The organism is Micromonospora sp. CA-240977 (assembly GCF_050942285.1).
Classification (GTDB): Bacteria; Actinomycetota; Actinomycetes; order Mycobacteriales; family Micromonosporaceae; genus Micromonospora.
This window is the reverse complement of sequence record NZ_CP192055.1, coordinates 1,059,221-1,082,025: the sequence shown is the minus strand read 5'-3', so window position 1 is coordinate 1,082,025 and position 22,805 is coordinate 1,059,221. Positions and strand designations below refer to the sequence as shown.

22 protein-coding genes are annotated in these 22,805 nt (G+C 72.1%); 10 read left to right on the top strand and 12 right to left on the bottom strand.

What is annotated here, in order from left to right; all coding sequences use genetic code 11:
* Positions 1-216: 216 nt before the first annotated feature.
* The 6 genes from purE to mca form a co-directional block, all read right to left on the bottom strand.
* Positions 217-708 carry a 5-(carboxyamino)imidazole ribonucleotide mutase gene (gene purE, locus ACQPWW_RS05190; protein WP_433129648.1) on the bottom strand — a complete coding sequence of 164 codons (492 nt, stop codon included), beginning with the start codon at positions 706-708 and terminating at the stop codon, positions 217-219.
* A 26-nt stretch (positions 709-734) separates the two neighbouring features.
* Positions 735-1,910 carry a 5-(carboxyamino)imidazole ribonucleotide synthase gene (locus tag ACQPWW_RS05185; RefSeq protein WP_433129646.1) on the bottom strand — a complete coding sequence of 392 codons (1,176 nt, stop codon included), beginning with the start codon at positions 1,908-1,910 and terminating at the stop codon, positions 735-737.
* Positions 1,911-2,031: 121 nt separating this feature from the next.
* The gene (locus tag ACQPWW_RS05180; RefSeq protein WP_433129644.1) at positions 2,032-4,068 is read right to left on the bottom strand and encodes a thioredoxin domain-containing protein; all 2,037 of its coding nucleotides are present in this window, start codon (positions 4,066-4,068) and stop codon (positions 2,032-2,034) included.
* 109 nt (positions 4,069-4,177) lie between these two features.
* On the bottom strand, positions 4,178-6,709 hold the full coding sequence (locus ACQPWW_RS05175; protein WP_433129642.1) for a putative bifunctional diguanylate cyclase/phosphodiesterase: 2,532 nt from the start codon (positions 6,707-6,709) through the stop codon (positions 4,178-4,180).
* Positions 6,710-6,887: 178 nt separating this feature from the next.
* On the bottom strand, positions 6,888-7,181 hold the full coding sequence (locus tag ACQPWW_RS05170; RefSeq protein WP_433129639.1) for a hypothetical protein: 294 nt from the start codon (positions 7,179-7,181) through the stop codon (positions 6,888-6,890).
* Between the two features lie 48 nt (positions 7,182-7,229).
* Positions 7,230-8,111, bottom strand: coding sequence for a mycothiol conjugate amidase Mca (mca, locus tag ACQPWW_RS05165; protein WP_433129637.1), 882 nt, complete (start codon positions 8,109-8,111; stop codon positions 7,230-7,232).
* Between the two features lie 202 nt (positions 8,112-8,313).
* Between mca and ACQPWW_RS05160 the strand changes: the two genes are divergently transcribed.
* Positions 8,314-8,754 carry a DUF4307 domain-containing protein gene (locus ACQPWW_RS05160; RefSeq protein ID WP_433134154.1) on the top strand — a complete coding sequence of 147 codons (441 nt, stop codon included), beginning with the start codon at positions 8,314-8,316 and terminating at the stop codon, positions 8,752-8,754.
* 156 nt (positions 8,755-8,910) lie between these two features.
* A complete protein-coding gene (gene greA / locus ACQPWW_RS05155; RefSeq protein ID WP_433129635.1) occupies positions 8,911-9,408 on the top strand; it encodes a transcription elongation factor GreA in 498 nt (165 codons plus the stop codon).
* A 60-nt stretch (positions 9,409-9,468) separates the two neighbouring features.
* On the opposite strand, the gene ilvA is transcribed toward greA, so the two are convergent.
* The 4 genes from ilvA to ACQPWW_RS05135 all read right to left on the bottom strand — a co-directional run bounded on the left by ilvA (position 9,469) and on the right by ACQPWW_RS05135 (position 14,560).
* Positions 9,469-10,689, bottom strand: coding sequence for a threonine ammonia-lyase (gene ilvA, locus ACQPWW_RS05150; RefSeq protein ID WP_433129633.1), 1,221 nt, complete (start codon positions 10,687-10,689; stop codon positions 9,469-9,471).
* 134 nt (positions 10,690-10,823) lie between these two features.
* Positions 10,824-12,242 carry an amidase gene (locus tag ACQPWW_RS05145; RefSeq protein ID WP_433129631.1) on the bottom strand — a complete coding sequence of 473 codons (1,419 nt, stop codon included), beginning with the start codon at positions 12,240-12,242 and terminating at the stop codon, positions 10,824-10,826.
* Positions 12,243-12,254: 12 nt separating this feature from the next.
* Complete coding sequence (locus tag ACQPWW_RS05140; protein ID WP_433129629.1) at positions 12,255-13,397, bottom strand: cystathionine gamma-synthase; 1,143 nt, start codon at positions 13,395-13,397, stop codon at positions 12,255-12,257.
* Between the two features lie 113 nt (positions 13,398-13,510).
* Positions 13,511-14,560, bottom strand: a complete 1,050-nt coding sequence (locus tag ACQPWW_RS05135) for a YncE family protein (protein WP_433129627.1) — start codon at positions 14,558-14,560, stop codon at positions 13,511-13,513.
* A 244-nt stretch (positions 14,561-14,804) separates the two neighbouring features.
* On the opposite strand from ACQPWW_RS05135, the gene ACQPWW_RS05130 reads away from it, so the two are divergent.
* The 6 genes from ACQPWW_RS05130 to ACQPWW_RS05105 all read left to right on the top strand — a co-directional run bounded on the left by ACQPWW_RS05130 (position 14,805) and on the right by ACQPWW_RS05105 (position 18,820).
* Entirely contained in the window at positions 14,805-15,227 is a 423-nt protein-coding gene (locus ACQPWW_RS05130) for an HIT family protein (RefSeq protein ID WP_433129625.1), read from the top strand.
* 75 nt (positions 15,228-15,302) lie between these two features.
* Positions 15,303-15,965: a peptide-methionine (S)-S-oxide reductase MsrA gene (gene msrA, locus ACQPWW_RS05125; protein ID WP_433129623.1), complete on the top strand. Its 663-nt coding sequence runs from the start codon at positions 15,303-15,305 to the stop codon at positions 15,963-15,965.
* A 39-nt stretch (positions 15,966-16,004) separates the two neighbouring features.
* Positions 16,005-16,346 carry a hypothetical protein gene (locus ACQPWW_RS05120; protein ID WP_433129621.1) on the top strand — a complete coding sequence of 114 codons (342 nt, stop codon included), beginning with the start codon at positions 16,005-16,007 and terminating at the stop codon, positions 16,344-16,346.
* 4 nt (positions 16,347-16,350) lie between these two features.
* On the top strand, positions 16,351-17,004 hold the full coding sequence (locus ACQPWW_RS05115) for a nucleotidyl transferase AbiEii/AbiGii toxin family protein (RefSeq protein WP_433129619.1): 654 nt from the start codon (positions 16,351-16,353) through the stop codon (positions 17,002-17,004).
* Between the two features lie 380 nt (positions 17,005-17,384).
* On the top strand, positions 17,385-18,314 hold the full coding sequence (locus ACQPWW_RS05110) for a ribonuclease Z (RefSeq protein WP_433129617.1): 930 nt from the start codon (positions 17,385-17,387) through the stop codon (positions 18,312-18,314).
* Positions 18,311-18,820, top strand: coding sequence for an N-acetyltransferase family protein (locus ACQPWW_RS05105; RefSeq protein WP_433129615.1), 510 nt, complete (start codon positions 18,311-18,313; stop codon positions 18,818-18,820). Before ACQPWW_RS05110 ends, ACQPWW_RS05105 begins: the two co-directional genes overlap by 4 nt.
* Before the next feature lie 166 nt (positions 18,821-18,986).
* On the opposite strand, the gene ACQPWW_RS05100 is transcribed toward ACQPWW_RS05105, so the two are convergent.
* Positions 18,987-20,357: a cystathionine beta-synthase gene (locus tag ACQPWW_RS05100; RefSeq protein ID WP_433129613.1), complete on the bottom strand. Its 1,371-nt coding sequence runs from the start codon at positions 20,355-20,357 to the stop codon at positions 18,987-18,989.
* Between the two features lie 72 nt (positions 20,358-20,429).
* Complete coding sequence (locus ACQPWW_RS05095) at positions 20,430-20,786, bottom strand: YkvA family protein (RefSeq protein WP_433129611.1); 357 nt, start codon at positions 20,784-20,786, stop codon at positions 20,430-20,432.
* 150 nt (positions 20,787-20,936) lie between these two features.
* Between ACQPWW_RS05095 and ACQPWW_RS05090 the strand changes: the two genes are divergently transcribed.
* Positions 20,937-21,986 carry an SGNH/GDSL hydrolase family protein gene (locus tag ACQPWW_RS05090; protein ID WP_433129609.1) on the top strand — a complete coding sequence of 350 codons (1,050 nt, stop codon included), beginning with the start codon at positions 20,937-20,939 and terminating at the stop codon, positions 21,984-21,986.
* Positions 21,983-22,795 carry an SGNH/GDSL hydrolase family protein gene (locus tag ACQPWW_RS05085; protein WP_433129607.1) on the top strand — a complete coding sequence of 271 codons (813 nt, stop codon included), beginning with the start codon at positions 21,983-21,985 and terminating at the stop codon, positions 22,793-22,795. Before ACQPWW_RS05090 ends, ACQPWW_RS05085 begins: the two co-directional genes overlap by 4 nt.
* Positions 22,796-22,805: the final 10 nt, after the last annotated feature.

Below are 22,805 nucleotides of genomic sequence, written 5' to 3'. Positions count from 1 at the left end.
AGGACGGGGCTGCGGACGCGGCGAACGGCGCTCGCCCATCCGATGTGGCAGTCCGCCATCTCGATCTGCTGGTGAGCGGTATACCTCAGAGGTATGAATATGACTCTCAGGTATATCGCTGACTACCGCATCCGCCCCTCGCAGAGGTGACCGACGGTCACCGCCGTGCGCCGGGCACAGCTCAAGCCAGGATGGGTAACTACCCGAACCGGTGCGTTACCGGAGGTTTGCCTGGAGGGCGGCTTCCTTCTCTGCCACAAGCTTCTCCAGGTCCCGCTGATAGGCCGCCATCCTGGCGCGCAACCCCTCGTCGGAGGCGCCGAGGATCCGCACGGCGAGCAGGCCCGCGTTGCGGGCGTTGCCGATCGACACGGTGGCGACCGGGACCCCGGCCGGCATCTGCACGATGGACAGCAACGAGTCCATGCCGTCGAGGTGCTTCAGCGGCACCGGCACACCGATCACCGGCAGCGGCGTCACCGAGGCGACCATGCCCGGCAGCGCGGCGGCGCCACCAGCCCCGGCGATGATCACCTTGAGGCCCCGGTCGGCGGCGGCGCGACCGTACTCGATCATGGCGACCGGAGTGCGGTGCGCCGAGATGACCCGCACCTCGTACGCCACGCCGAAGTCGTCAAGCGCCTCGGCGGCGGCCCGCATGGTCGGCCAGTCCGAGTCGCTGCCCATGATCAACCCGACAGTGCTCACCGGGGTCTCCTTCTCGCCCGAGGGGGTCACTCGTGCCCCTCGCGCAGCCAGCGGGCAGCCCGCGCGGCGCGCGCCCGTACGTCGTCCAGGTCGTCGCCGAGCACCGTGACGTGCCCGACCTTCCGGCCGGGCCGCACCTGCTTGCCGTAGAGGTGCACCTTGGCGCCTGGCTCGGCGGCGAAGAGGTGGTGCAGCCGCTCGTCGACCGAGATGCCGCCCGGCTCGCCGCCCAGCACGTTCGCCATGACCACCACCGGCGCGGTGAGCGAGGTGTCGCCCATCGGGTAGTCCAGCACCGCCCGCAGGTGCTGCTCGAACTGTGAGGTGCGGGAACCCTCGATGGTCCAGTGCCCGGAGTTGTGCGGGCGCATCGCCAGCTCGTTGACCACGATCGCCGGCCGGCCCGCCCCATCGCGTACCTCGAACAGCTCCACCGCCAGCAGACCGATCACCCCGAGCGCGGTGGCCAGGTCGATGGCGAGTTGCTGGGCGGAGACCGCCAGCTCCTCGTCCAGACCGGGCGCCGGGGCCAGCACCTCCACGTTGATGCCGTCGCGCTGCACCGTCTCCACCACCGGGTACGCGGCCACCTGACCGAACGGCGACCGGGCGACCTGCACGGCCAGCTCCCGGCGCAACGGCACCCGCTCCTCGACGATCAGCCGGGTGCCGCCGGCGAGCAGCGTGGCTGCCAGTTCGGTGGCCTGGGTGGCGTCGTCGACCATCCAGACGCCCCGGCCGTCGTAGCCGCCGCGCGCCGCCTTGAGCACCACCGGCCAGCCGACCTGCTCGCCGAAACCAACAAGGTCGGCGGGCTCGCCGACGGGACGCCACAGCGGATTGGGCGCGCCCAGCTCGGTCAGGCGTTCCCGCATGACCTGCTTGTCCTGGGCGTGCAGCAGCGCGTCCGCCGGCGGGTAGAGGGTCACCCCTTCCGCCGCCAGCGTGCGGATGTGCTCCGAGGGCACATGCTCGTGGTCGAAGGTGACGACGTCGCAGCCCTTGGCGAAGGTGCGCAGGGCGGCCAGGTCGGTGTGGTCGCCGTACTGGACGTCGGCGGCGACAAGCGCCGCGCCGTCGTCCGGGGCGGTCGCGAGCACACGCAGTGACTGGCCGAGGGCGATCGCGGCCTGGTGGGTCATCCGGGCCAACTGGCCACCACCCACCATGCCGACAACAGGCAGACCGGTACGGGAATCCATAGCGCGGCCAGCCTATCCGGGCCGCCGACCGGCCCACCCGGAGGGCCGGCGACCCTGCCACCGCCGGCCGGGCCACGCCCGACGCCCGCAGCGCGGGCGACTACCGGGCGTGGCCGTGCGCTCAGCCCAGCTCGGCGACCAGCTCCTCGACGGAGGTGACCGGCCGCTGGCAGACGAACCCCCGGCAGACGTACGCGGCGGACGCCCCGTCGACAAGCGGACGGTCCGCGAGCAGCGGCACCCCGGGCTGGTCCGGTTGTCCGGCGACGACCACCGCGCCGGGCGGGGCGTGCCGTCGGGCCGCGGCCACCAGGGGATCGCCCGCCGGGTCGTCGGTCACCACGGCGATCTCGTACGGCCCGGAGAGCAACGCCTCACCGACCATTGCCGCGTACCCGGTGAACCGGGGGTGCTGCCCGACGATCGGCGCGACAGTGGCGAGCGCCGCCTCGGCGGCCTCCCGGTAGCGCGTCTCCCCGGTCAGCGCCGAGTACGCCACCAGAGCGGCGACCAACGCCGACCGGCCGGACGGGGTGGCGTTGTCGGTCGGGTCAGCGGGTCGGGCCACCAGCCGTTCGGCGTCGTCGGCGGTGTCGTAGAAGGCGCCACCGGGCGCGGCGAAGCGCGCCAACGCGGTGTCCAGCAGCTCGCCGGCCAGCGTCAGCCAGCGACCCTCGCCGGTGAGCTGGTGCAGCGCGCAGAACGCCTCGGCCACACAGCCGTAGTCCTCCAGGACGCCGGCCGGCTCGCCGACCCTGCCGTCCCGGGAGACCCGGCGCAGCCGGCCGTCGACCAGGTGCACTGTGGCCAGGTGCTCGGCGGCGTCGCGCATCGCACCGTCGGCGACGATGGTCACGCCCTCCATCAGGTTGGCGTCCTCGTCCTGCGGAGCCGCGTACAACGCGGCCACCTGGAGGAACTCGACGATGGCGGTGATCGCCAGGCCGTTCCAGGCGGCCACCACCTTGTCGTCGCGGGCCGGCTGGGGGCGGGTGTCCCGGGCGGTGAGCAGTCGCCCGACCACCTGCTGCCAGCGGGCCCGGACCTCGGGGGCGGCGTCGTCGACGTCCCGGGCCAGCCTGAGCACGCTCATGCCGTGCTCAAAGGTGCCCTCGTCGGTCACCGTGAACAGGTCGGCGGCGAACCTGCCGTCCTCCTCGCCCAGCGCCTCCAGGAGCTGTGCGGGTGTCCAGGCGTAGGTGAGCCCCTCGACGCCCTCGGTGTCGGCGTCCAGCGCGGACGCGAAGCCCTCCCCCGGCCGGTGCAGCTCGTCGGCGAGGAAGCGGGCGGTGTCGCGCGCCACCCGCCGGGCCAGCGGGTCACCGGTGAGCCGCCACAGCTGGGTGTAGAGCCGCAGCAGCAACGCGTTGTCGTAGAGCATCTTCTCGAAGTGCGGCACCGTCCAGTGCGCGTCCACCGAGTAGCGGGCGAAGCCGCCGGCGAGCTGGTCGTAGATGCCACCACGGGCCATCGCCTCGGCGGTGTGCCGGGTGATCTCCAGGCTGCGCGGGTCGCCGGTGCGCTGGTGGTGGCGCAGCAGGAAGAGCAGGTTCATGTGCGGTGGGAACTTCGGGGCGCCGCCGAAGCCGCCGTTCGTCGCGTCGTACTCGCTGGCCAGCCTGCCGGCCGCGGCGTCGAGCAGCGGCACGTCCAGCGGGGCGGTGGCACCGCCCACGGCCTGCGCGCCACCGATCGCCTCGACCACCGCGGCGCCCTGGCGCATCACCTCCTCGCGCTGGTCCCGCCACGCGGTGGTGACCGACTGGAGCAGCTGGAGGAAGTTCGGTCGCGGGAAGTAGGTGCCGCAGAAGAACGGGGTGCCGTCCGGGGCGGCGAAGACGGTCATCGGCCAGCCGCCCTGGCCGGTCATCGCCTGGGTCGCCGTCATGTAGACCGCGTCCACGTCCGGGCGCTCCTCGCGATCCACCTTGATCGACACGAAGTTGTCGTTCAACAGGGCGGCGACCTGCTCGTTCTCGAACGACTCGTGGGCCATCACGTGACACCAGTGACAGGCCGCGTAGCCCACCGAGATGAGCACCGGGACGTCCCGTCGCTTCGCCTCGGCGAACGCCTCCTCGGTCCAGGGCCACCAGTCGACCGGGTTGTCGGCGTGCTGGAGCAGGTACGGGCTGGTGGCGTCGACGAGTCGGTTCACGCACACGACCATAACCAGCCCCGGCGCGGACCGCGCGGGCTCCACCGGACGGTCCGCTGCCCGGTGGCCGGCGACACGGCAGCGTCGGGGACCGCCGGGCCGGGAACGGTCAGGAGGCGCCGTCGGCGCGAAGCCGGAACACGTTCGACTCCGCCGAGTCGCGCAGCGACCCGAGCACCGCGCCGATCTTGTCGGCCGGCATCGGCTTGAAGAAGTGGTAGCCCTGCGCGGAGGTGCAACCCAACTCGGCCAGGGCCAGCCGCTGCTCGGCGGTCTCCACCCCTTCGGCGACCACGCGCAGCCCCAACTCGTGGGCGAGCCCCACTGTCGTCCGGACGATCGCGGCGGCCTCCGGCGAGTCCGCCATCCGGATCACGAAGGAGCGGTCCACCTTCAGCTCGTCCACAGCGATCCGGGTGAGGAACGTCAGCGACGAGAAGCCGGTGCCGAAGTCGTCGACGGCGAGCTGCACGCCCATCGACCGGAGGTTGGCCAGCACCTCGTCGATGATCTCCAGCTCACTCATCACCACCGTCTCGGTGATCTCCAGGACGAGCCGGCGCGGTGGCACCTGATGGCGGCGCAGCGCCTCGGCGATCTCCGCCGGCAACCGCGGGTCGAGCAGGCTGCGCGCCGACAGGTTGACCGAGATCGGGACGTCGAGCCCCTCCCGGGCCCAACCGGCGGCCACGCCGAGGGCCTTGTCCAGCACGTAGCGGGTGAAGGTGCCGAGCTGCTCGCTGTTTTCCACAGGACGGATGAAGTCGGCCGGGCTCAGCCACCCACGCCGGGGATGCTGCCAGCGGATCAGCGCCTCCACCCCGGTCGGCGCGCCGGTGGCCAGGTCGACAGCCGGTTGCAACGCCAGCACCAGCTGGTCGTCGACCTTCAGCGCCTCGCGCAGCTCGGCCAGCAGGGCCAGCTGATCGGTGCTGGCCGCGTCCCGGGTGCCGTCGTACGCGGCGACGTTGCCGCCGCCCTCCTTGGCCTGGTACATGGCGATGTCGGCCCGGCGCAGCAACTCGGTCAGGTCGGCGGTGCCGGCGTCGGCCACCACCACCCCGACGGAGACCTCGATCGACATCCGGACGCCGGCCACCTCGGTCGGCGCGGCCAGTCGTTCGGCGATCTCGCGGGCCTGACGCAGGGCGTGGGCCATCGGGGCGGCCCGGTCGCCGAGCACGGGCACCGCGGTGAGCAGCAGCGCGAACTCGTCGCCGCCGAGACGGCCGAGCAGGTCGCCGGGGCGGGCCAGCGCGCTGAGCCGGTTCGCGGTCAGTCGCAGCAGCTGGTCGCCGGCGGCGTGACCGAGGGTGTCGTTGACTTCCTTGAACTGGTTGATGTCCAGCAGCAGCAGCGCCACCGGGTGATCGTGCGCGAGTTGGCGCAGCGACTGGTCGCCCTTGTCGAGCATCGCCGCCCGGTTCGCCAGCCCCGTGAGCGGGTCGTGCACCGCCTCGTACGACGAACGGGCGGTGACCAGCCGCAGCTCCCGGTGGGTCGCGGCGTCGTGCAGCGCGGCGGCCAGAGCGTCACCGAACGCGGCCACCGCGTCGCGTTCCCGGGCGTTCGGTGGGGCGGAGCGGGGGAACCGGACCCGCAGCCGGCCGACCGGGGCGGCACCGACCGACAGTGCCCGGCTCAGCTCGTGCTCGTCCGGCTCGGACCGGTCGGGTGGGTCCGTCTCCCGGTCGATGAACTGGCCGGTGGCGTCTCCCCGGTACCGGTGCCACCGGCCGTCGGTCCGCGCCACGTCGACGTCCACAAGTTCGGCGTTGAACAGCGTCAGCGCCCCGGTGACCGCCGCGCTGGCCACACCCCGTTCGTCGAGCTGGTTGAGGGCCGCTGTGGCTTCGGCGAACGCTCGCCAGGTGCGGTGCTCCTGGTCGGAGCGCAGCCGGTAGCGGTAGGTCTGTTGCAGCAGCCACAGCAGCGGCGGGAGCAACAGCAACCACCGTGGGTCGAGTTTCAGCAGGGCGACGACCACGAGGCCGACCGCGACGTTGCCGACGAACATCAGCAGCTTGCCGCGCAGCGCGGCGAACAGCGGCGGCCCGATCGGCAGCCCGTGCCGCAGGCCCAACGTCACCCCGCCCAGCCAGGCGGTCACCAGGAGGTAGGTCACCGACCCGGCGATCACGGCCAACGCCAGCATCGGGGTGGGCGGGGCGAGCAACGGCCGCCCGAGCGCGGTGGCCACGGAGACGGCAAGTGCCGTCGCGGCGGCCAGCGACGCGGCGATCCGGACGATCTCCAGGGCGGGACGGCGGTCGGTGTGCAGTGAGAGCATCGTCCAGGCGATACCGGTGCCGAGCAGCGTGGCGGACGGCAGCCAGCCGGCTGGCGTCAGATGGAGGCAGACGATCAACGCCGCCTCGCCCCAGGTGATGCTGACCATGCCCGGGGCCGACCGGAACCGCAGCCGGGCGAGCTGGGCGAGAGCGAGGACGGCGACCGCGATGCCGAATCGGGCCGGCCCGCCGAGGGGATCGTCGGCCGGCAGCCTGGCGGGAAGGGTCAACCCGACCGCGGAGGCGACCAGGGCGGTCAGGGTGACGGCGGCGGTGAGCACGAGCAGGCGGCCCGGTGTGCCCCGCACCCCGAGCCGGTCGAACGAGTCGCCGGCCGGACCGGAGGTCATCGACCTCCCCCGTCAGCCGACCGACCGACGATACGGCGGGCGGCCGGTGCTGTGCTGGTCATCGGCGCCCCCTTCCGCACACGGCTCGGAGACTTTTGGTCCCCCGGCGGAAGGCTAAGCCAAACCGGGTGGTCGCAACAGGGGGCGACCACCCGGTTCGGCGTGATTCACGCGCTGGCTACCCGTTCCGGTGCTGCTGGTGCCCATTGGGGCCGGCAGTGGATGAATCATGCCCCCCGGTCCCGTCTGTCGGATCGACGACTGAAGCGTCGGCCCTGGTCGGGTCGGTCGGCCTCGCCTGCTGCGGGAACCGGTCCGGCAGGCGGCGCAGCCGCGCGTTCATGTTGCGGATCAGCAGGATGGTCGCGGCGGCCAGCAGCAGGATGAGGAAGAGGCCCATCGGCCCGGCCAGACCACCCGTGCGGGTGTCTCCGAAGTTGTTCTCCGCGAGCACCTGGGCAGCGGTCAGCATGGCGTTCCTCCGATGTGCGGTTGGTAACCAGGGTAGCCCCGCCCGGAATCAGCGTGCGTGCGCCGTCTCCCGCACCCCCGCGAAGAGATCGGACTCGGGCAGCGGGCTGTCGACCATCGACCGGGCCAGCTCGAAGTCCTCCGTCGGCCAGGCGCGGCGCTGCATCTCCATCGGCACGTGGAACCAGAAGCCGTCCGGGTCGACCTGGGTGGCGTGCGCGCGCAGCGCGTCGTCGCGGACGGGGAAGAACTCGGAGCACTCCACCCGGGTGGTGATCCGTGGGCCCTTGTCGGGCCGGTCCTCCCAGCGCGTGAGCCACTCCTCGTAGGGCGACTCCTTGCCCGCGGCCAGCATGCCCTCGTGCAGCGCCATGATCTTGGCCTTGGAGAAGCCGATGTCGTAGTACAGCTTCAGCGGCTGCCAGGGCGCACCCAGCTCCGGGTAGCGCTCCGGGTCACCGGCGGCCTCGAACGCGGCCACGCTCACCTTGTGGCACATGATGTGGTCGGGGTGCGGGTAGCCGCCCTCCTCGTCGTACGTGGTCACCACGTGCGGACGGAACTCGCGCATCAGCCGCACCAGTGGGCCGGCGGCCACCTCGACGTCCTGCAGGGCGAAACAGCCCTCCGGCAGCGGCGGCAGCGGGTCGCCCTCGGGCAGCCCGGAGTCGACGAAGCCGAGCCAGGCCTGCTCGACGCCGAGGATCGCCCGGGCGGCGTCCATCTCGGCGCGGCGGATCTCGCCGATGTTGGCCCAGACGTCGGGACGGTCGAGCTTGGGGTTGAGCACGCTGCCGCGCTCCCCGCCGGTGCACGTCACGACCAGGACGTCAACGCCCTCGGCGACGTACTTGGCCATGGTCGCCGCACCCTTGCTCGACTCGTCGTCCGGGTGCGCGTGCACGGCCATGAGTCGCAGCTGCTCTGCCAACTTCGGCACTCCTCGTCTGTGCCGGCCGGTGGACCCGACCGGGCTCGACCGGCAGTCCTGCCGGGATCGTTGCTCACCGCACCCTGTCGCCGGCCAGCACCGCAGAGCATGACCTGCCATTCCTGCCGCTGGACCGGGTGGGAGGATGGACTCTGTCATTCTTGCCGATGCCGCCGACAACAACGCCAGGAGATACCCGCCGGTGACCGAGACGCACGCCACAATTTCACCCGGCGCTCCGGTTTTTCCCGCCGGACGCTACGGCCGTCGGCGAACGCCGGGCGGCGAACGCCGTCGCAACCTGCTCGCGGCGCTGGTGCTGCTGGCGCTCGTGGCGACGCTGACCGTGATCTCGGTGCGGCTCTACCGCCAGTACGGCGACCCGGTCTACGACGCCCAGGTCATCACTTACACCGACATCACGGACAACCAGGTGCTTGTCGACTTTCGGGTGACAGTGCCGGCGGGCGGCTCGGCGGTCTGCGTGCTGCGTGCCCGGGACCGCGCGGGCGCCGAGGTGGCCCGGGACCAGATCACCGTCACCGCCCGGCCGGGCGACCGGCACGTCACGAGCCGGCACCGCCTGACCACCACCGCGCGGCCGTTCATCGGCGAGGTTCTGCGCTGCCGACCCCCGGCCTGAGCTGCCACAACAGCCTCACCGGCAAGCCTCGGGGGGCGCCTACCCGGGGTGTCGGATCCGGACACCCGCGGTAATGGCCGACACGCTGTGTCGTACCGCACTGGTAACTTGGTAACTCACCTGTCAGCCAGCCACGCACAACTGAGGAGAACGCCTGTGTCCACTGGCAACGAGGCGCCCGCCACCTGGCTGTCCCAGGACGCGTACGACCGCCTCCAGGCCGAGCTCGACGAGCACATCGCCAACCGTCCGGCGATCGCCGCCGAGATCAACGCTCGGCGCGAGGAGGGCGACCTGCGCGAGAACGGCGGCTACCACGCCGCCCGCGAGGAGCAGGGCAAGGCCGAGGGCCGCATCCGCTACCTGCAGGAGCTGCTGCGCACCGCGAAGGTCGGCGAGGCGCCCACCGCGGACGCGGTGTCGCCCGGCATGGTCGTGACGATCTACTTCGACGACGACACCGCCGACACCGAGACCTTCCTGCTCGGCTCGCGGGAGATCGCGGCCACCACCGACCTGACCGTCTACAGCCCCGAGTCCGCGCTCGGCAAGGCGATCCTCGGCGGCCGGCCCGGGCAGACCTGCACCTACACGGCCCCCAGCGGCGCCGACATCAAGGTGACAGTGGTCAGCTTCGAGCCCTTCTCCGGCTGACGTCGCCGACTCCACCGCAGGCCCAGACGCACCGCCCCGAGGCGTGGCACCCACCCGGTGTCACGCCTCGGCGGCGAAGACCACCTGGTAGCCGCTGGCCCGCAGTGCGCTGATCAGCGTGTCCGAGTGCTCCACGCCCCGGGTCTCCACCGACAGCGCCACCTCCACCTCGCCGAGGCTGAGGTGCGGGTTGGCGCGCTGGTGCTCCACGTCCACCACGTTGGCCCGGTGCTCGGCGATCTGACTGAGCAGCGACGCGAGTTGTCCCGGCCGGTCCGAGCAGCGCACCGTCACCCGCAGGTAGCGGCCCGCGGCGGCCAGACCGTGCTCGATCACCCGGAGCATCAGCAGCGGGTCGATGTTGCCGCCGGAGAGCACCGCGACCACCGGGGTCTCCACCTCGACCACGCCGGCCAGCAGCGCGGCGACGCCGACCGCCCCGGCCGGCTCGACCACCTGCTTGCCGCGCTCCAGCAGCATCAACAGGGCCCGGGAGATGTCCTCCTCGGAGACCGTGACGATCTCGTCGACGAGCTTGCGCACGTGGTTGAAGGTGATCTCGCCGGGCCGACCGACAGCGATGCCGTCGGCGATGGTGAAGAACGCCGGCAGACGGACCGGCTCCCCGGCCACCAGCGAGGGCGGAAACGCCGCCGCACCGGCCGCCTGGACGCCGATGATCCGGACGTCCGGTCGCAGCGCCTTCGCGGCGACCGCCATGCCCGAGATGAGGCCGCCGCCACCGACCCCGGTGATGATCGTCTTCACGTCCGGACACTGTTCGAGGATCTCCAACGCCACAGTGCCCTGGCCGGCGATCACGTCCGGGTGGTCGAACGGGTGGATCAGCACCGCTCCGGTGCGCTCGGCGTAGGTGTGCGCGGCGATCAGTGACTCGTCGACGGTGTTGCCGGCGAACTCGACCTGCGCGCCGTACCCCTTGGTGGCGGCCACCTTCGGCAGCGGCGCGTTGACCGGCATGAAGACGGTGGCGTGCGTGCCGACCAGGCCCGCGGCGAGGGCCACGCCCTGCGCGTGGTTGCCCGCGCTCGCCGCGACCACGCCCCGCTCCCGCTCCGCCGCCGACAACCGGGAGATCCGCACGTACGCGCCGCGCACCTTGTACGAGCCGGCACGCTGCACGTTCTCGCACTTGAGCCAGGTCGGCCCGCCCAGCGCCGCGCTGAGCGGACGGGAGGGCTCCAGCGGGGTCGTCCGGATGACACCGGCGAGCAGTTCCCGTGCAGCCCGCACGTCGTCGAGACCGACCAGTTCCGTCATGCCCCGATCGTGCCACCCGTCCCCGGAGCCTTCCGCGGCGACACCGGCGTGGACGACGTTGATCGACTCGACATCTCTGATACCGGGGCATCAACTGCGCCTCGACAGCGCGTCTTCAAGGAACCGGGGGTGGATCAGCCTCGGGACTGGACCTCCGGGGCCCCGAGACCGACCCGCGGGTAACCGGGGGCATGCCGCGCCCACGGTGCGGCCATCTCGAACTGGCCGGCCACACCGAGCAGCAGCAGCTCCGAGCCGGGCGGGCCGACGATCTGCACGGCGACCGGCAGACCGTCCGGACGACGGCCGACCGGCACCACGATCGCCGGCAGACCGGCGATGTTCCACGGCGCGGCGTACGGGGCGTACCGGATGTTGGCTGTCATGTTCGCCCGCCAGGACCGGTCGGACCAGCGTGCCGCCTCCGGTGGCGCGCTGGCCAGCGCCGGGGTGAGCAGCAGGTCGACCGAGTGGTCGGTGAAGAAGTCGACGGACCGTTGCCGCCACGCGGCCCGGTCCGCCTCCCGCACGTAGCCGCGACGGTGCGCCCACTCGCCCAACGCGACGTGCCGGCGGGTGCGCCGTTGCAGGCCCCGGCGGTCCAACCCGGCGGCCCGCACGTCGGTGGCGGCGGCGGCGAGCCAGGTGGCGATGCCCTGTAGGCCCAGCGCGGTGGGGTAGACCGGATCGGCCGGCACCGTGTCGTGCCCGGCGGCGGCGAGGAGCCGACCGGCGGCGGCGACCGCGTCCCGGTTGGGCGCGTCCGGCGCGACGCCCCGCACCGGCGAGCGCAGCGAGACACCCACCCGCAACCGTTGCGGCGGAACCAGCTTCTCGGGACGCCGGCCGGCGAGCACCGAGAAGCCCACCGCCGCGTCGGCGACGGTGCTCGTCAACATGCCGTGCTCGGTGAGGCCGAACCAGTCGTCCGCGCCGAGCTGGCAGGGGACCACGCCCCGACCCGGCTTGAGCCCGACCAGCCCGCAACAGGCCGCCGGGATCCGGATCGAGCCGAGGCCGTCGTTGGCGTGCGCGATCGGCACCAGCCCGGCGGCCACCGCGGCGGCCGCGCCACCGGAGGACCCGCCGGGGGTACGCGTGGTGTCCCACGGATTGCGGGTCACTGCGTTGTCGTCGTCGGTGACCGCCCACAGCCCCAACTCCGGCATCCGGGTCACACCGAGGATCACCGCGCCGGCGCCGCGTAACCGGCGCACCACCTCGTGGTCGGCCTCCGCGACGTCGCTGCGTGCCGCCGCCGACCCGTTCCAGGTGGGCAGACCGGCGACCGGAGTGTTCTCCTTGACCGCCACCGGCACCCCGGCCAGTGGCAGGTTGGCGAGGTCCTCCTGCTCATCGACCTTCTCCGCCTCGGTGATCGCCTCGCCGCCGCGGACGGCGCGGAACGCGGCCAGCTCACGGTCGGCCACGGAGATGTACTCAAGGTGGTCGGCGACGACCTGAGTGGCCGACACGTCACCCCGGCGTACGCCCCGGGCGATCTGCTTGGCGGTCGCCCCGACCCAGGTCGCCATGATGTCCTGCACGGCCATCCTCCCCAGCGGTCAGCCCAGCGCCTGCTCCAGATCGGCGAGTAGGTCGTCGACCGTCTCGATGCCGACAGACAGTCGCACGAGATCGCCGGGAACTTCAAGCGGCGAGCCGGCAGCACTTGCGTGTGTCATCCGACCCGGGTGCTCGATCAGGGATTCCACGCCACCCAGCGACTCGGCGAGCACGAAGAGCTTGGCGCGGTTGCAGATGTCCACCGCGTGCTCCTCACCACCGGCGGCCCGGAACGAGATCATGCCGCCGAACCGGCGCATCTGCTTGGCGGCGACCTCGTGACCGGGGTGCGACGGCAGCCCGGGGTAGATCACCTGGGCCACCTTGGCGTGCCCGTCGAGGTACGCGGCGAGCCGCTCGGCGTTGTCGCAGTGCCGGTCCATGCGTACCCCGAGGGTCTTGATGCCGCGCAGGGTGAGCCAGGCGTCGAAGGGGCCGTTGATCGCGCCCATCGCGTTCTGGTGGTAGCGCAACTCCTCGCCGAGCGCGGCGTCCGCTACGACAAGCGCACCACCCACCACGTCGGAGTGCCCGCCGATGTACTTGGTGGTGGAGTGCACCACCACGTCCGCGCCGAACGCGATCGGCTGTTGCAGGTACGGCGAGGCGAAGGTGTTGTCCACCACCAGCAGCGCGCCCGCGTCGTGTGCCACGGCGGCCAGGGCGGCGATGTCGGCGATGCCCAGCAGCGGGTTGGTCGGCGTCTCCAGCCAGACGATCTTCGTGCGGCCGGGTTGCACGGCCGCCCGGATCGCTGCCGGGTCGGAGACCTTGGCCGGGGTGAACTCCAGGCCCCAGCGCTGGGCGACCCGGGCGAACAGCCGGTACGTGCCCCCGTACGCGTCGTCCGGGATCACCACGTGGTCGCCCGGCTGGCAGACGGCCCGCAGCAGGGCGTCCTCCGCGGCCAGACCACTGGCGAAGGCAAGCCCGACCGGCCCACCCTCCAGCGCCGCCAGGCACTCCTGGAGCGCGTCCCGGGTCGGGTTGCCGGAGCGGCTGTACTCGTAGCCGAGCCGGGGCGCGCCGACGGCGTCCTGGGCGTACGTGCTGGTCTGGTAGATCGGTGGGATCACCGCGCCGGTCCGCGCCTCAGGGTCCTGACCGGCGTGAATGGCGAGCGTCTCGAAGCCGTGGGTCATTCTGGTGAGGCTAGTGCCCCGACGGAGTCGGCTGGAACGGAACCCGCGCTGCCGGGCGGGGCCGGACCGTCCGGCCCGGCCCCGCGCGCGCCGACGGTCCGTCGCCGGGCCGGTCAGCCGGCCGGAACGGGCAGGACGTGCAGGGTGACCGGGCGGGCGCCGGTCCAGTCGTAGGAGACCGCGTAGACCCGGGCCCCGTTGGGCGCCCAGGCCAGCGCGCCCGGGCTGAGCTCGTCACCCAGCTCGAAGTGGGCCAGCTCGGTGCCGTCGGGGCGGAAGACGAACACGTCCGGGTCGTAGGAGGCGTCCGCTCCGCCGGCGATCCGGGTGCCGTCGCGGGACACCTCGACCGCGTTCGGGTACGCACCGGTGGGATAGGTCGCCGACGGGGTGCTGATGTCGGAGAACGGGAACGCCTGCACCTCGTACGGGGCGCCGGAGGCGGTGAAGACGGTGGCGCCGGTGGGGTCGAGCGCGACGTCCCGCAGGTTGCTGCCGACCGCCATGAAGGCGTTGGCCCTGGGCGCGCCCAGTGCGCCCCCGGCGCCGATCTCGTAGGCGTACACCGACGCGGGGCTCAACCCGGGCTGCCCGGCCAGCAGCACCGCACGGTTCTGACTGGCGGCGGCCAGCAGCGGGGCGTCGTAGAAGTCCTGACCGGTGGCCACGCCCGTGGTCACCTGGGCGGGTTGGCGTCCCAGATCGATCCGGCCGATGTTGCCTCCCCACTGGTCGCAGCCGTAGCCGAACCACAGATACCGCCCGGTCAACGCGAGCGACGACGGGCACTCCCCCGCGCCGGTGTCGTACCGGGCCGACTCGGCCAGCGAGCCGGTGTTGAAGGCGGCGATGGCGTTGGCGCTGGGCAGCGCCACGTAGAGCGTCTGCCGGTCGGCGCTGAGCAGCAGATCGGTGGGGCCGGGCAGCCCGGACAGGGTGCCGACCACGGCGCCCGTCGCGCTGGTCACCACGACCTCGGTCGAGGAGCGGCCACCGCTGACGAAGACCCGGTCACCGGCCGACACCACATCGGCCGCGCCCGGCAGCGCCAGCGGGGTGGCCGTCTGCGCGGGGGCCGCCTGGGCGGGGGCGGAGATCGCGGCGGTCAGCAGCCCGACGGTCAGGGCGGCCAGCGCCAGGGTCGGGCCTCTTCTGATGAGCAAGGTGCGTCCTTTCGGAGTGTCGACGGGCGACCCCGACGGCCGGGCTCGCCAGGTCGAAGCGAGGTGTCTGGTCGTCGTGAGGGGGCCGTCCAGGCGGCAGCGCGCCTCGGCCGACCGGCCGGGCGTCGCTGGCGCGACAGCACGTTGCCCCCGTGTAGTTATCCAGACTCGTCTATGACTATCACAGTCGATGGGTACGTGGGGGGCACCGCGAACCGTCGGTCCGCCGGCATAGCCTGAGCCGATGAGCGGGTGCGTGTTCTGCGGAATCGTGGCGGGCGAGGTGCCGGCGTTCCGGGTCGCCGACACCCCGGACGGGGTGGCGTTCCTGGACACCCGGCCGGTGTTCAAGGGGCACGTGCTGGTGGTGCCCCGAGTCCACCTGGTGACCCTGGCCGAGTTGCCGGCGGACCTGCTGCCCGGCTACTTCGCGCTGGTCCAGACCCTGGCGGTGGCCGTGGAGACCGCTCTGGGCGCCGGTGGGACGTTCGTGGCGATGAACAACAAGGTGTCCCAGTCCGTCCCGCACCTGCACACCCACGTGGTTCCGCGGACCAGGGGCGACGGGCTGCGCGGCTTCTTCTGGCCACGGACCCGCTACCAGGACGACGCCGAGGCCCGGACCTACGCGGACCGCGTTGCCGCCGCACTCCCGGGCGGGGCCTGACTCACACCGGCGCGGGTAAGGAAGGTGGACCCACCGGTGTTACACGCTGGGAGAGGTACGAGAGGAGATCCCCACGTGTTTTTGCGCCGTATGAACGCTGAGATGGTTTCGCCCGATCAGGCCCTACCCGGCCGTCCGATCGCCATGCCGGTCGCCGACCGCCACGAGGTTCTGGGCACCCCGCTGAAGGGCCCGTTCCCGGAGGGTCTACAGGTCGCGGTCTTCGGCATGGGTTGCTTCTGGGGAGCCGAGCGACTGTTCTGGACGCTGCCGGGGGTCTACACCACCTCTGCCGGTTACGCGGGTGGCATCACCAAGAACCCGACGTACGAGGAGACGTGTTCCGGCCGGACCGGGCACGCCGAGGTCGTCCAGGTGGTGTACGACCCCAGCAAGATCAATTATGAGGACCTGCTGAAGGTCTTCTGGGAGAACCACGACCCGACCCAGGGCATGCGCCAGGGCAACGACGTGGGCACCCAGTACCGGTCGGCGATCTACACGACCACCGACGAGCAGCGGACCATCGCGGAGTCGTCCCGGGACGCGTTCCAGCCGATCGTGAAGCGGGCCGGCAAGGGTGAGATCACCACCGAGATCGCTCCACTCGGCAACTATTATTTCGCTGAGGACTATCACCAGCAGTACCTCGCGCCAACCAAGAACCCGAACGGGTACTGCAACCACGGCCCCAACGGGCTGAGCTGCCCGGTCGGCGTGGCCCGTGTCGCCGGCTGAATTCAGGCGTTAGCCTGATTCGGACCTAAGGAGGGCACGATGAGCGGCGACAGCGCCAGCCGTCCGCACGGTTACGCCAAGCCGATTGTCGTGCCCGAAACCCTCGACCAGCTCCGCGGGCCCACTTCCGGGGTAGTGGATCTACCACGCCATCTCAAGTGGTCCGGCAACCCTCGTTACGACCTCACGCAGCCCGGACGCATCGGCGACCTGTACCGGACGGTCCTCAACGAGGCTGCCAGTCCGGCCGACCTCTACACCTACGTCAGCCGCGATTCCCTGATCCGGCTCTGGCCGTCGATGTGGCTGCCCCAAGCCCTGCGCCGCGCATGGGAGGAACGATTCCCTGAACTGCGCTGCGCCCCCCGCCGCGCTGCCTGACACGATGCTGCCGAGTCACGTCAAGATCACCAGAGTCGCTCTCGCGGCGGCCGGACGGTTCGGCTTCGCCTTGGCAGGCGGATACGCGGTGAGCGCGCACGGCATGGGCAGTCGGCTCAGCGGCGACGTGGATCTTTTCACTTCCTGGCATCTGCGTGCCTCGTTCCCGGAAGCGGTCGACAATGTCATCAAGGCCCTGGAAGAGCACAGGTACACAGTCACCGTGCTCATTCGGAATGAGACGTTCGCCCGCCTACTCATCGCCGGCCAGGATGATCCAGGTGCGGAGCCGGACAAGCTGGAGATGTCGGCGGATTGGCGAGCGCACGCCCCGGTGATGTCCGCCGTCGGCCCCGTCTTACACCCCGACGACGCCGTCGCCAACAAGATGTGTGCGCTCTTCGGCCGCGCCGAGGCCCGAGACTTCCTCGACGTGGACGCCGCCCTCATGAGCGGCCGCTACACCAGGCAACGCCTGCTCGAACTAGCCGCGGCAGCAGATCCGGGTTTCGAGCCGCACGCCTTCGCTGACGCGCTCGGCGTGTTGACGCAGATCACCGATGCGGACTTCGACTGCTACGGGTTACCGGCCGCTGAGCTGCCCGCCGTCCGCAATCGTTTCGCTCAGTGGCGACGCGAGCTCACCGACACCCCGTAGGCGCAGCAGCTGCGACAACACCGCCAGCGGAGACGCCTCGCCCGAGCGCCAAGAAGGTGGCCGGGCATTCCCGTTCGGCCCTGTGATCGAAATCCGTTGCCGAGCCCACCGAGGACTCGATAACGTGGCCGTACACGTGAAAGGAGGTGGTCCAGACTTGTATAGCAATCGGACTCGTGAGGTGGCTGTCAGCTAGCCGCTGTCCTCGACAGTGATCGGTCCGCCGCGAGGCGGGCACCAGCACCATCGTCGAGACCGTGTGGCAGCGGTGCGGCGAATCCACGACAGCCACCCGACCCCCGGGGTGCCGGCCAAGTCCAGCCGGCCCGCGCACCAGCGCGGAGCGCCCCGGGGGTCGCTCCATCTCCGGGGGAGCGGCCATGTCCATGCGCGAGTTGGTGATCCTCGGAACGGCCAGCCAGGCGCCGACCCGTCAGCGCAACCACAACGGGTACGTGCTGCGCTGGGACGACGAGGTGATCCTCTTCGACCCGGGCGAGGGCAGTCAGCGCCAGCTCCTGCACACCACTGTCACGGCCACCGACCTGACCCGCATCTGTGTCACCCACTTCCACGGTGACCACTGCCTCGGCCTGCCCGGCACCATCCAGCGGCTCTCCCTGGACCGGGTGCCGCACCCGGTCGCCGTGCACTTCCCGGCCGGCGGCGCCGAGTACTTCGCCCGACTCCGGCACGCCACCTCCTTCTACGAGACCGCCGAGTTGCGGGTCACCCCCATCCAGGAGGACGGGCAGCGGATCGCCCTGAGCTGCGGCACGCTGGAGGCGCGCCGGCTGCGGCATCCCATCGAGACGTACGGCTACCGGCTGGTCGAGCCGGACGGTCACCGGATGCTGCCGGAGCAACTGGCCGCGTACGGAATCGGCGGGCCGGCCGTCGGCGAACTGATCCGCGTCGGGCACCTGGACCTCGACGGGCGTCGCGTCACCCGCGCCGAGGTGAGCGTCCCCCGGCCGGGTCAGCGGTTCGCGTTCGTGATGGACACCGGCCTCTGCGACGGGGTGTACGCCCTCGCCGAGCACGCCGACCTGCTGGTCATCGAGTCGACCTTCCTGGAGTCGGAGGCCGCGCTGGCCGCCGAGGTCGGCCACCTGACCGCGGCGCAGGCCGCCCGGGTGGCGACCGAGTCCGGGGTACGCCGGCTCGTGCTCACCCACTTCTCCCAGCGCTACTCCGACCCGCGCCGGTTCCACGACGAGGCCCGCGCGCACTTCGACGGTGACCTGATCATCGCCGAGGATCTGACCACCGTGCAGCTTCCACCCCGCCGGGTAGCCTCGGCCGGGTGACCGTCACGCTCCGCCCCGCGACCGCTGCCGACATGATGGCGGTGGGGGCCCTGCACCAGCGCTCCCGGGTTGCCGCCTACTCCGCCTTCCTGCCGGCCGAGGCGTTGGCCGACCCGACGCCGGAGGCGATGGGGCGGTACTGGGCGGAACGGTGGCGCTGGGAGCGGGACACTCACCGGCTGACCGTGGCCGAACGGGCCGGCGCGCTTGTCGGGTTCAGCTACCTGGGTCCGGACGACGAGGACGACCCGGAGACCGGGCTGCTGAACGCGATTCACCTCGACCCGACCGAGCAGGGCCGGGGCGTCGGCCGGACGCTCATGGTGGACACCCTGGAGGCCATGCGGGTCCGTGGCTGGCGACGCGCCGTGCTCTGGGTGCTGCGGGACAACGCGCACGCCCGCGCCTTCTACGAGCGCGGCGGCTGGACATCGACTGGCGTGGAGCGCGAGGAGCACATCGGCACGGCCCTCACCCCACAGGTCCGCTACACCCGCCCCCTCTAGGGCGCGCCATCGCTGTGGCTGGCCCGCCAGGCCCATGTGCTGTCGAGCGGTATACCTCAGGGGTATGAATATGACTCTGAGGTATACCGCTCACCACCGCATCCGCCTCCCGCGGAGGTGACCGACGGTCACCGCCGGCCGCACCCAGGGGTCCGGACGCAATCGTCTAGTGGGCGCCCAGGTGGGCCAGGAGGTCCTGCCGGGTGAGGACGCCCTTCGGCTTTCCGTCGACAAGCACCAGGGCGGCGTCGGACTTCTCCAGCAGGCCCACCGCCTCGCTCACCGGCTGACCGCCACCGATCATCGGCAGCGGGTCGCCCATGTGCCGCTCGATGGTGTCGTGCAGGTGGGCCTGGCCGGTGAAGAGCGCGTCGAGCAGGTCCCGCTCGGCGATCGAGCCGGCCACCTCACCGGTCACCACCGGCGGCTCGGCCTTGAGCACCGGCAACTGCGAGACGCCGTACTCGCGCATGTAGTCGATGGCGTCGCGGACCGTCTCGGTGGGGTGCACGTGCACCAGCTCGGGCAGGCCGCCCGGCTTGCTGGCCAGCGCGTCGGCCACCGTCGGCTCGGCGCCCGAGTTGTCGAGGAAGCCGTACCGGGCCATCCACGAGTCGTTGAAGATCTTCGAGAGGTAGCCCCGGCCGCCGTCCGGCAGCAGCACCACCACCACGTCGTCCGGGCCGGCCTTGCGGGCGACCTCCAGCGCGGCGACCACGGCCATCCCGCAGGAGCCGCCGACCAGCAGCCCCTCCTCGCGGGCCAACCGCCGGGTCATCTCGAAGGACGCCTTGTCGGAGACCTCGACGATCTCGTCGGCGACACCCTGGTCGTACGTCTCCGGCCAGAAGTCCTCGCCGACGCCCTCCACCAGGTAGGGACGGCCGGTGCCGCCGGAGTAGACCGAACCCTCGGGGTCGGCCCCGATGATGCGCACCCGCCCCTCGGAAACCTCCTTGAGGTACCGGCCGATGCCGGAGATGGTGCCGCCGGTGCCGACACCCGTCACGAAGTGGGTGAGCCCGCCCTCGGTCTGCTTCCACAGCTCCGGACCGGTGGTCTCGTAGTGCGAGCGCGGGTTGGCCGGGTTGCTGTACTGGTTGGGCTTCCACGCACCGGGGATCTCCCGGGTCAGCCGGTCGGAGACGTTGTAGTACGACCGCGGGTCCTCCGGGGCGACAGCGGTCGGGCAGACCACCACCTCGGCGCCGTACGCCCGGAGCACGTCCTGCTTGTCCTGGCTGACCTTGTCCGGGCAGACGAACACGCACTTGTAGCCCTTGAGCTGGGCAACCAGGGCCAGCCCGACACCGGTGTTGCCGCTTGTCGGCTCGACGATGGTGCCGCCGGGCCGGAGCAGGCCGGCGGCCTCCGCGTCCTCCACCATCCGCAGCGCGATCCGGTCCTTGACCGAGCCGCCCGGGTTGACGTACTCCACCTTTGCCAGCACGGTGGCCTGGATGCCCGCTGTGACGTTACGCAGACGCACCAGCGGGGTGTTGCCGATCATGTCGACGACGTTGTCGTAGAACTGCACGGTGTGCCCTTCGTTGCGGCGCCGGCGACGGCGGCCGGGCAGACGTTTCCTCGTCGCCCAGCGTACGTGCCGTCAGGGCACCAGCCCCCCGGGGATGACCGAGCTGCGCGCGGCCTCCCACTGAAGGAAGCGCTCTGTTTCGGCGAGCACGCTGCCGGCCAACCACGTGACCATGACGGCGTCGTCGGCCAGCCCGAAGATCGCCAGCGGGATCTCCGGGAGCAGGTCGATCGGCGAGACGATGTACGCCGTCGCCGCCGTCATCAGGGCCAGCCGTAGCCCGCCGTCGTACTGCCCCCTGGTGGTGGCCCGGATCATCCGGGGCAGGGCGGCCAGCCGGGTGCCCAGCGACGGCCCTCCGCGTGCCCCGGACGTCAGTGCCCGCGCCAGGGCCGCGAACGCCGCGCTGCGCTTCAGTGTCTTCCCCATCGTCGCGCTCCTCTCCGCCGGATCAGCGTGGCGGGTCGGCGCAAGTCGACCGGCCTCTGCCGTACCGATACCCCGTCGCGTCGATTTCCAGGCACTCGGGTGCCGGCACGACGACAGCGGCATGTCGGGGCGGCGCGATAATGTCGTGGTATGGGGGTGGCTGATTCCGTCGTACCCGGTGAGCGCTGGCGGCAGACCCGGCGGTTCGCCCGCCTGGCGGCGATCGGGACGGGTGCCACCGCGGCGGCCGCGGTGGCGACCGGCGGAGTGCTGCTCGGCCAGGCCCGACAGGCCCGACGCACCATCCCGATGGCCGAGGCGCCGCCACCACGCTGCGACGGGATCTACGGCGCGAAGTTCCCCGGCCCGGCGCTCACCATGGTCGTGCTCGGTGACTCGTCGGCCGCCGGCTACGGGGTGCACCGCCGTCGGGAGACGCCCGGCGCGCTGCTCGCCACCGGCCTGTCCCGTCGACTGCACCGTCCGGTGCGACTGCACCGCTTCGCGGTGGTCGGTGCCATCTCCGCGGCGCTCCGCCACCAGGTGGAGGCGGCGCTGGAGTGCCGGCCCGACATCGCGGTGATCCTCATCGGCGGCAATGACATCACCAACCGGACCCCACGTGGGCTGGCGGTGCGCTATCTCGTCGAGGCGGTGCACACGCTGCGGGACGCCGGCTGCGAGGTGGTCGTCGGCACCTGCCCCGACCTGGGCGCGATCCGCCCGATCCAGCCCCCGCTGCGGTGGCTGGCGCACCGGTGGAGCCGCCAACTCGCCGCCGCGCAGACGGTCGCGGTGGTGGAGGCCGGCGGTTGGACGGTCTCCCTCGGTGATCTCCTCGGCCCCCGGTTCGCGGCGGAGCCGACCCGGATGTTCGCGTGGGACCGGTTCCACCCCTCCGCCGAGGGGTACGCGATGGCCGCCGCCGCGCTCCTGCCGACGATGCTGTCCGCGCTCGGCACCGGGCCGGAACGACGGGTCACACCGACGTGGGCAGAGGGCGTACGGTCGCTGCCGGAGGCCGCGCAGGAGGCGGCCCGGCACGCCGGCACCGAGGTCAGCGGCGTCCAGGTCCGGGGCCGCGACCGGGGGCCGGCCGGCCGGTGGGCGCAGTTGCGTCGCCGGGCGTTCTTCGGTGTCGGCGCGGTGCCGCAGCACGGATCCGCTCCGGACGCCTCGACAGTGGAGGGACTGGCATGAACGAACGCAGCGAGCGGGGCGTGACCGCCGGCCTCGCCGGCCGACTGGGTCGGGCGGCGGCGTTCTCGCTGCTCGCCGGCACCGTGGGCGGCGCTGCCGTCCTGGCCGGTGAGGCGTTCGTCGCCCGGCACCGACGCTACGCCCAACCGGAGCTGGGGCTGGCCCTGCGGGCCACGATCGGCCGGGCGGGCGCTCCGCCGCTGCGGCTGGTGCTGCTCGGCGACTCGTCGGCGCTCGGCGTGGGTGTCGAGCGTCTCGACGACACCATCGGCGGGCAGTTGGCCAACCTCCTCGCCGAGGGCCCGACCGGCCGACGCGTGCACCTGTCCAGCGTCGGCGTCTCGGGTTCCCGCTCGACGGACCTGGCCACCCAGGTGGCCCGGGCCCTGCTCGGTGAACGGCCCGACGTGGCGCTGATCCTGATCGGCGCGAACGACGCCACCGGGCTGCGCCGCCCCTCCGACGCGGCGGCCTATCTCGCCGCCGCGGTGCACCGGCTGCGGGAGGCGCGGGTCGAGGTGGTGGTGGGCACCTGCCCCGACCTCGGCGCGGTGCGTGCCATCGCGCCGCCGCTGCGCCAGGTGGTCGGCTGGTCGGGGCGTCGGATGGCCCGCGCGCAGACCGCCGCCGTGCTGGACGCGGGCGGCTCGGTTGTCGACCTCGCCACCGAGACCGGGCCGGTGTTCCGGGCCGACGCGGGCACGCTCTGCCACGACGGCTTCCACCCCTCCGCCGACGGCTACCGGGTGTGGGCACACGCGCTGCTGCCGGCCATCGTCGCCGCCGCGGCGGCCACCACCCGGCGCTAGATCGTCCCGG

Excerpts from the sequence above, each read along its gene's own strand:
- ACQPWW_RS05110 (WP_433129617.1), top strand. The coding sequence starts at position 17,385 with ATGTCCATGCGCGAGTTGGTGATCCTCGGAACGGCCAGCCAGGCGCCG.
- ACQPWW_RS05185 (WP_433129646.1), bottom strand. The coding sequence starts at position 1,910 with ATGGATTCCCGTACCGGTCTGCCTGTTGTCGGCATGGTGGGTGGTGGC.
- ilvA (WP_433129633.1), bottom strand. The coding sequence starts at position 10,689 with ATGACGGAACTGGTCGGTCTCGACGACGTGCGGGCTGCACGGGAACTG.
- ACQPWW_RS05170 (WP_433129639.1), bottom strand. The coding sequence starts at position 7,181 with ATGCTGACCGCTGCCCAGGTGCTCGCGGAGAACAACTTCGGAGACACC.
- ACQPWW_RS05145 (WP_433129631.1), bottom strand. The coding sequence starts at position 12,242 with ATGGCCGTGCAGGACATCATGGCGACCTGGGTCGGGGCGACCGCCAAG.
- ACQPWW_RS05130 (WP_433129625.1), top strand. The coding sequence starts at position 14,805 with ATGAGCGGGTGCGTGTTCTGCGGAATCGTGGCGGGCGAGGTGCCGGCG.
- ACQPWW_RS05175 (WP_433129642.1), bottom strand. The coding sequence starts at position 6,709 with ATGACCTCCGGTCCGGCCGGCGACTCGTTCGACCGGCTCGGGGTGCGG.
- ACQPWW_RS05115 (WP_433129619.1), top strand. The coding sequence starts at position 16,351 with ATGCTGCCGAGTCACGTCAAGATCACCAGAGTCGCTCTCGCGGCGGCC.
- ACQPWW_RS05095 (WP_433129611.1), bottom strand. The coding sequence starts at position 20,786 with ATGGGGAAGACACTGAAGCGCAGCGCGGCGTTCGCGGCCCTGGCGCGG.
- ACQPWW_RS05090 (WP_433129609.1), top strand. The coding sequence starts at position 20,937 with ATGGGGGTGGCTGATTCCGTCGTACCCGGTGAGCGCTGGCGGCAGACC.
- ACQPWW_RS05120 (WP_433129621.1), top strand. The coding sequence starts at position 16,005 with ATGAGCGGCGACAGCGCCAGCCGTCCGCACGGTTACGCCAAGCCGATT.
- ACQPWW_RS05085 (WP_433129607.1), top strand. The coding sequence starts at position 21,983 with ATGAACGAACGCAGCGAGCGGGGCGTGACCGCCGGCCTCGCCGGCCGA.
- ACQPWW_RS05140 (WP_433129629.1), bottom strand. The coding sequence starts at position 13,397 with ATGACCCACGGCTTCGAGACGCTCGCCATTCACGCCGGTCAGGACCCT.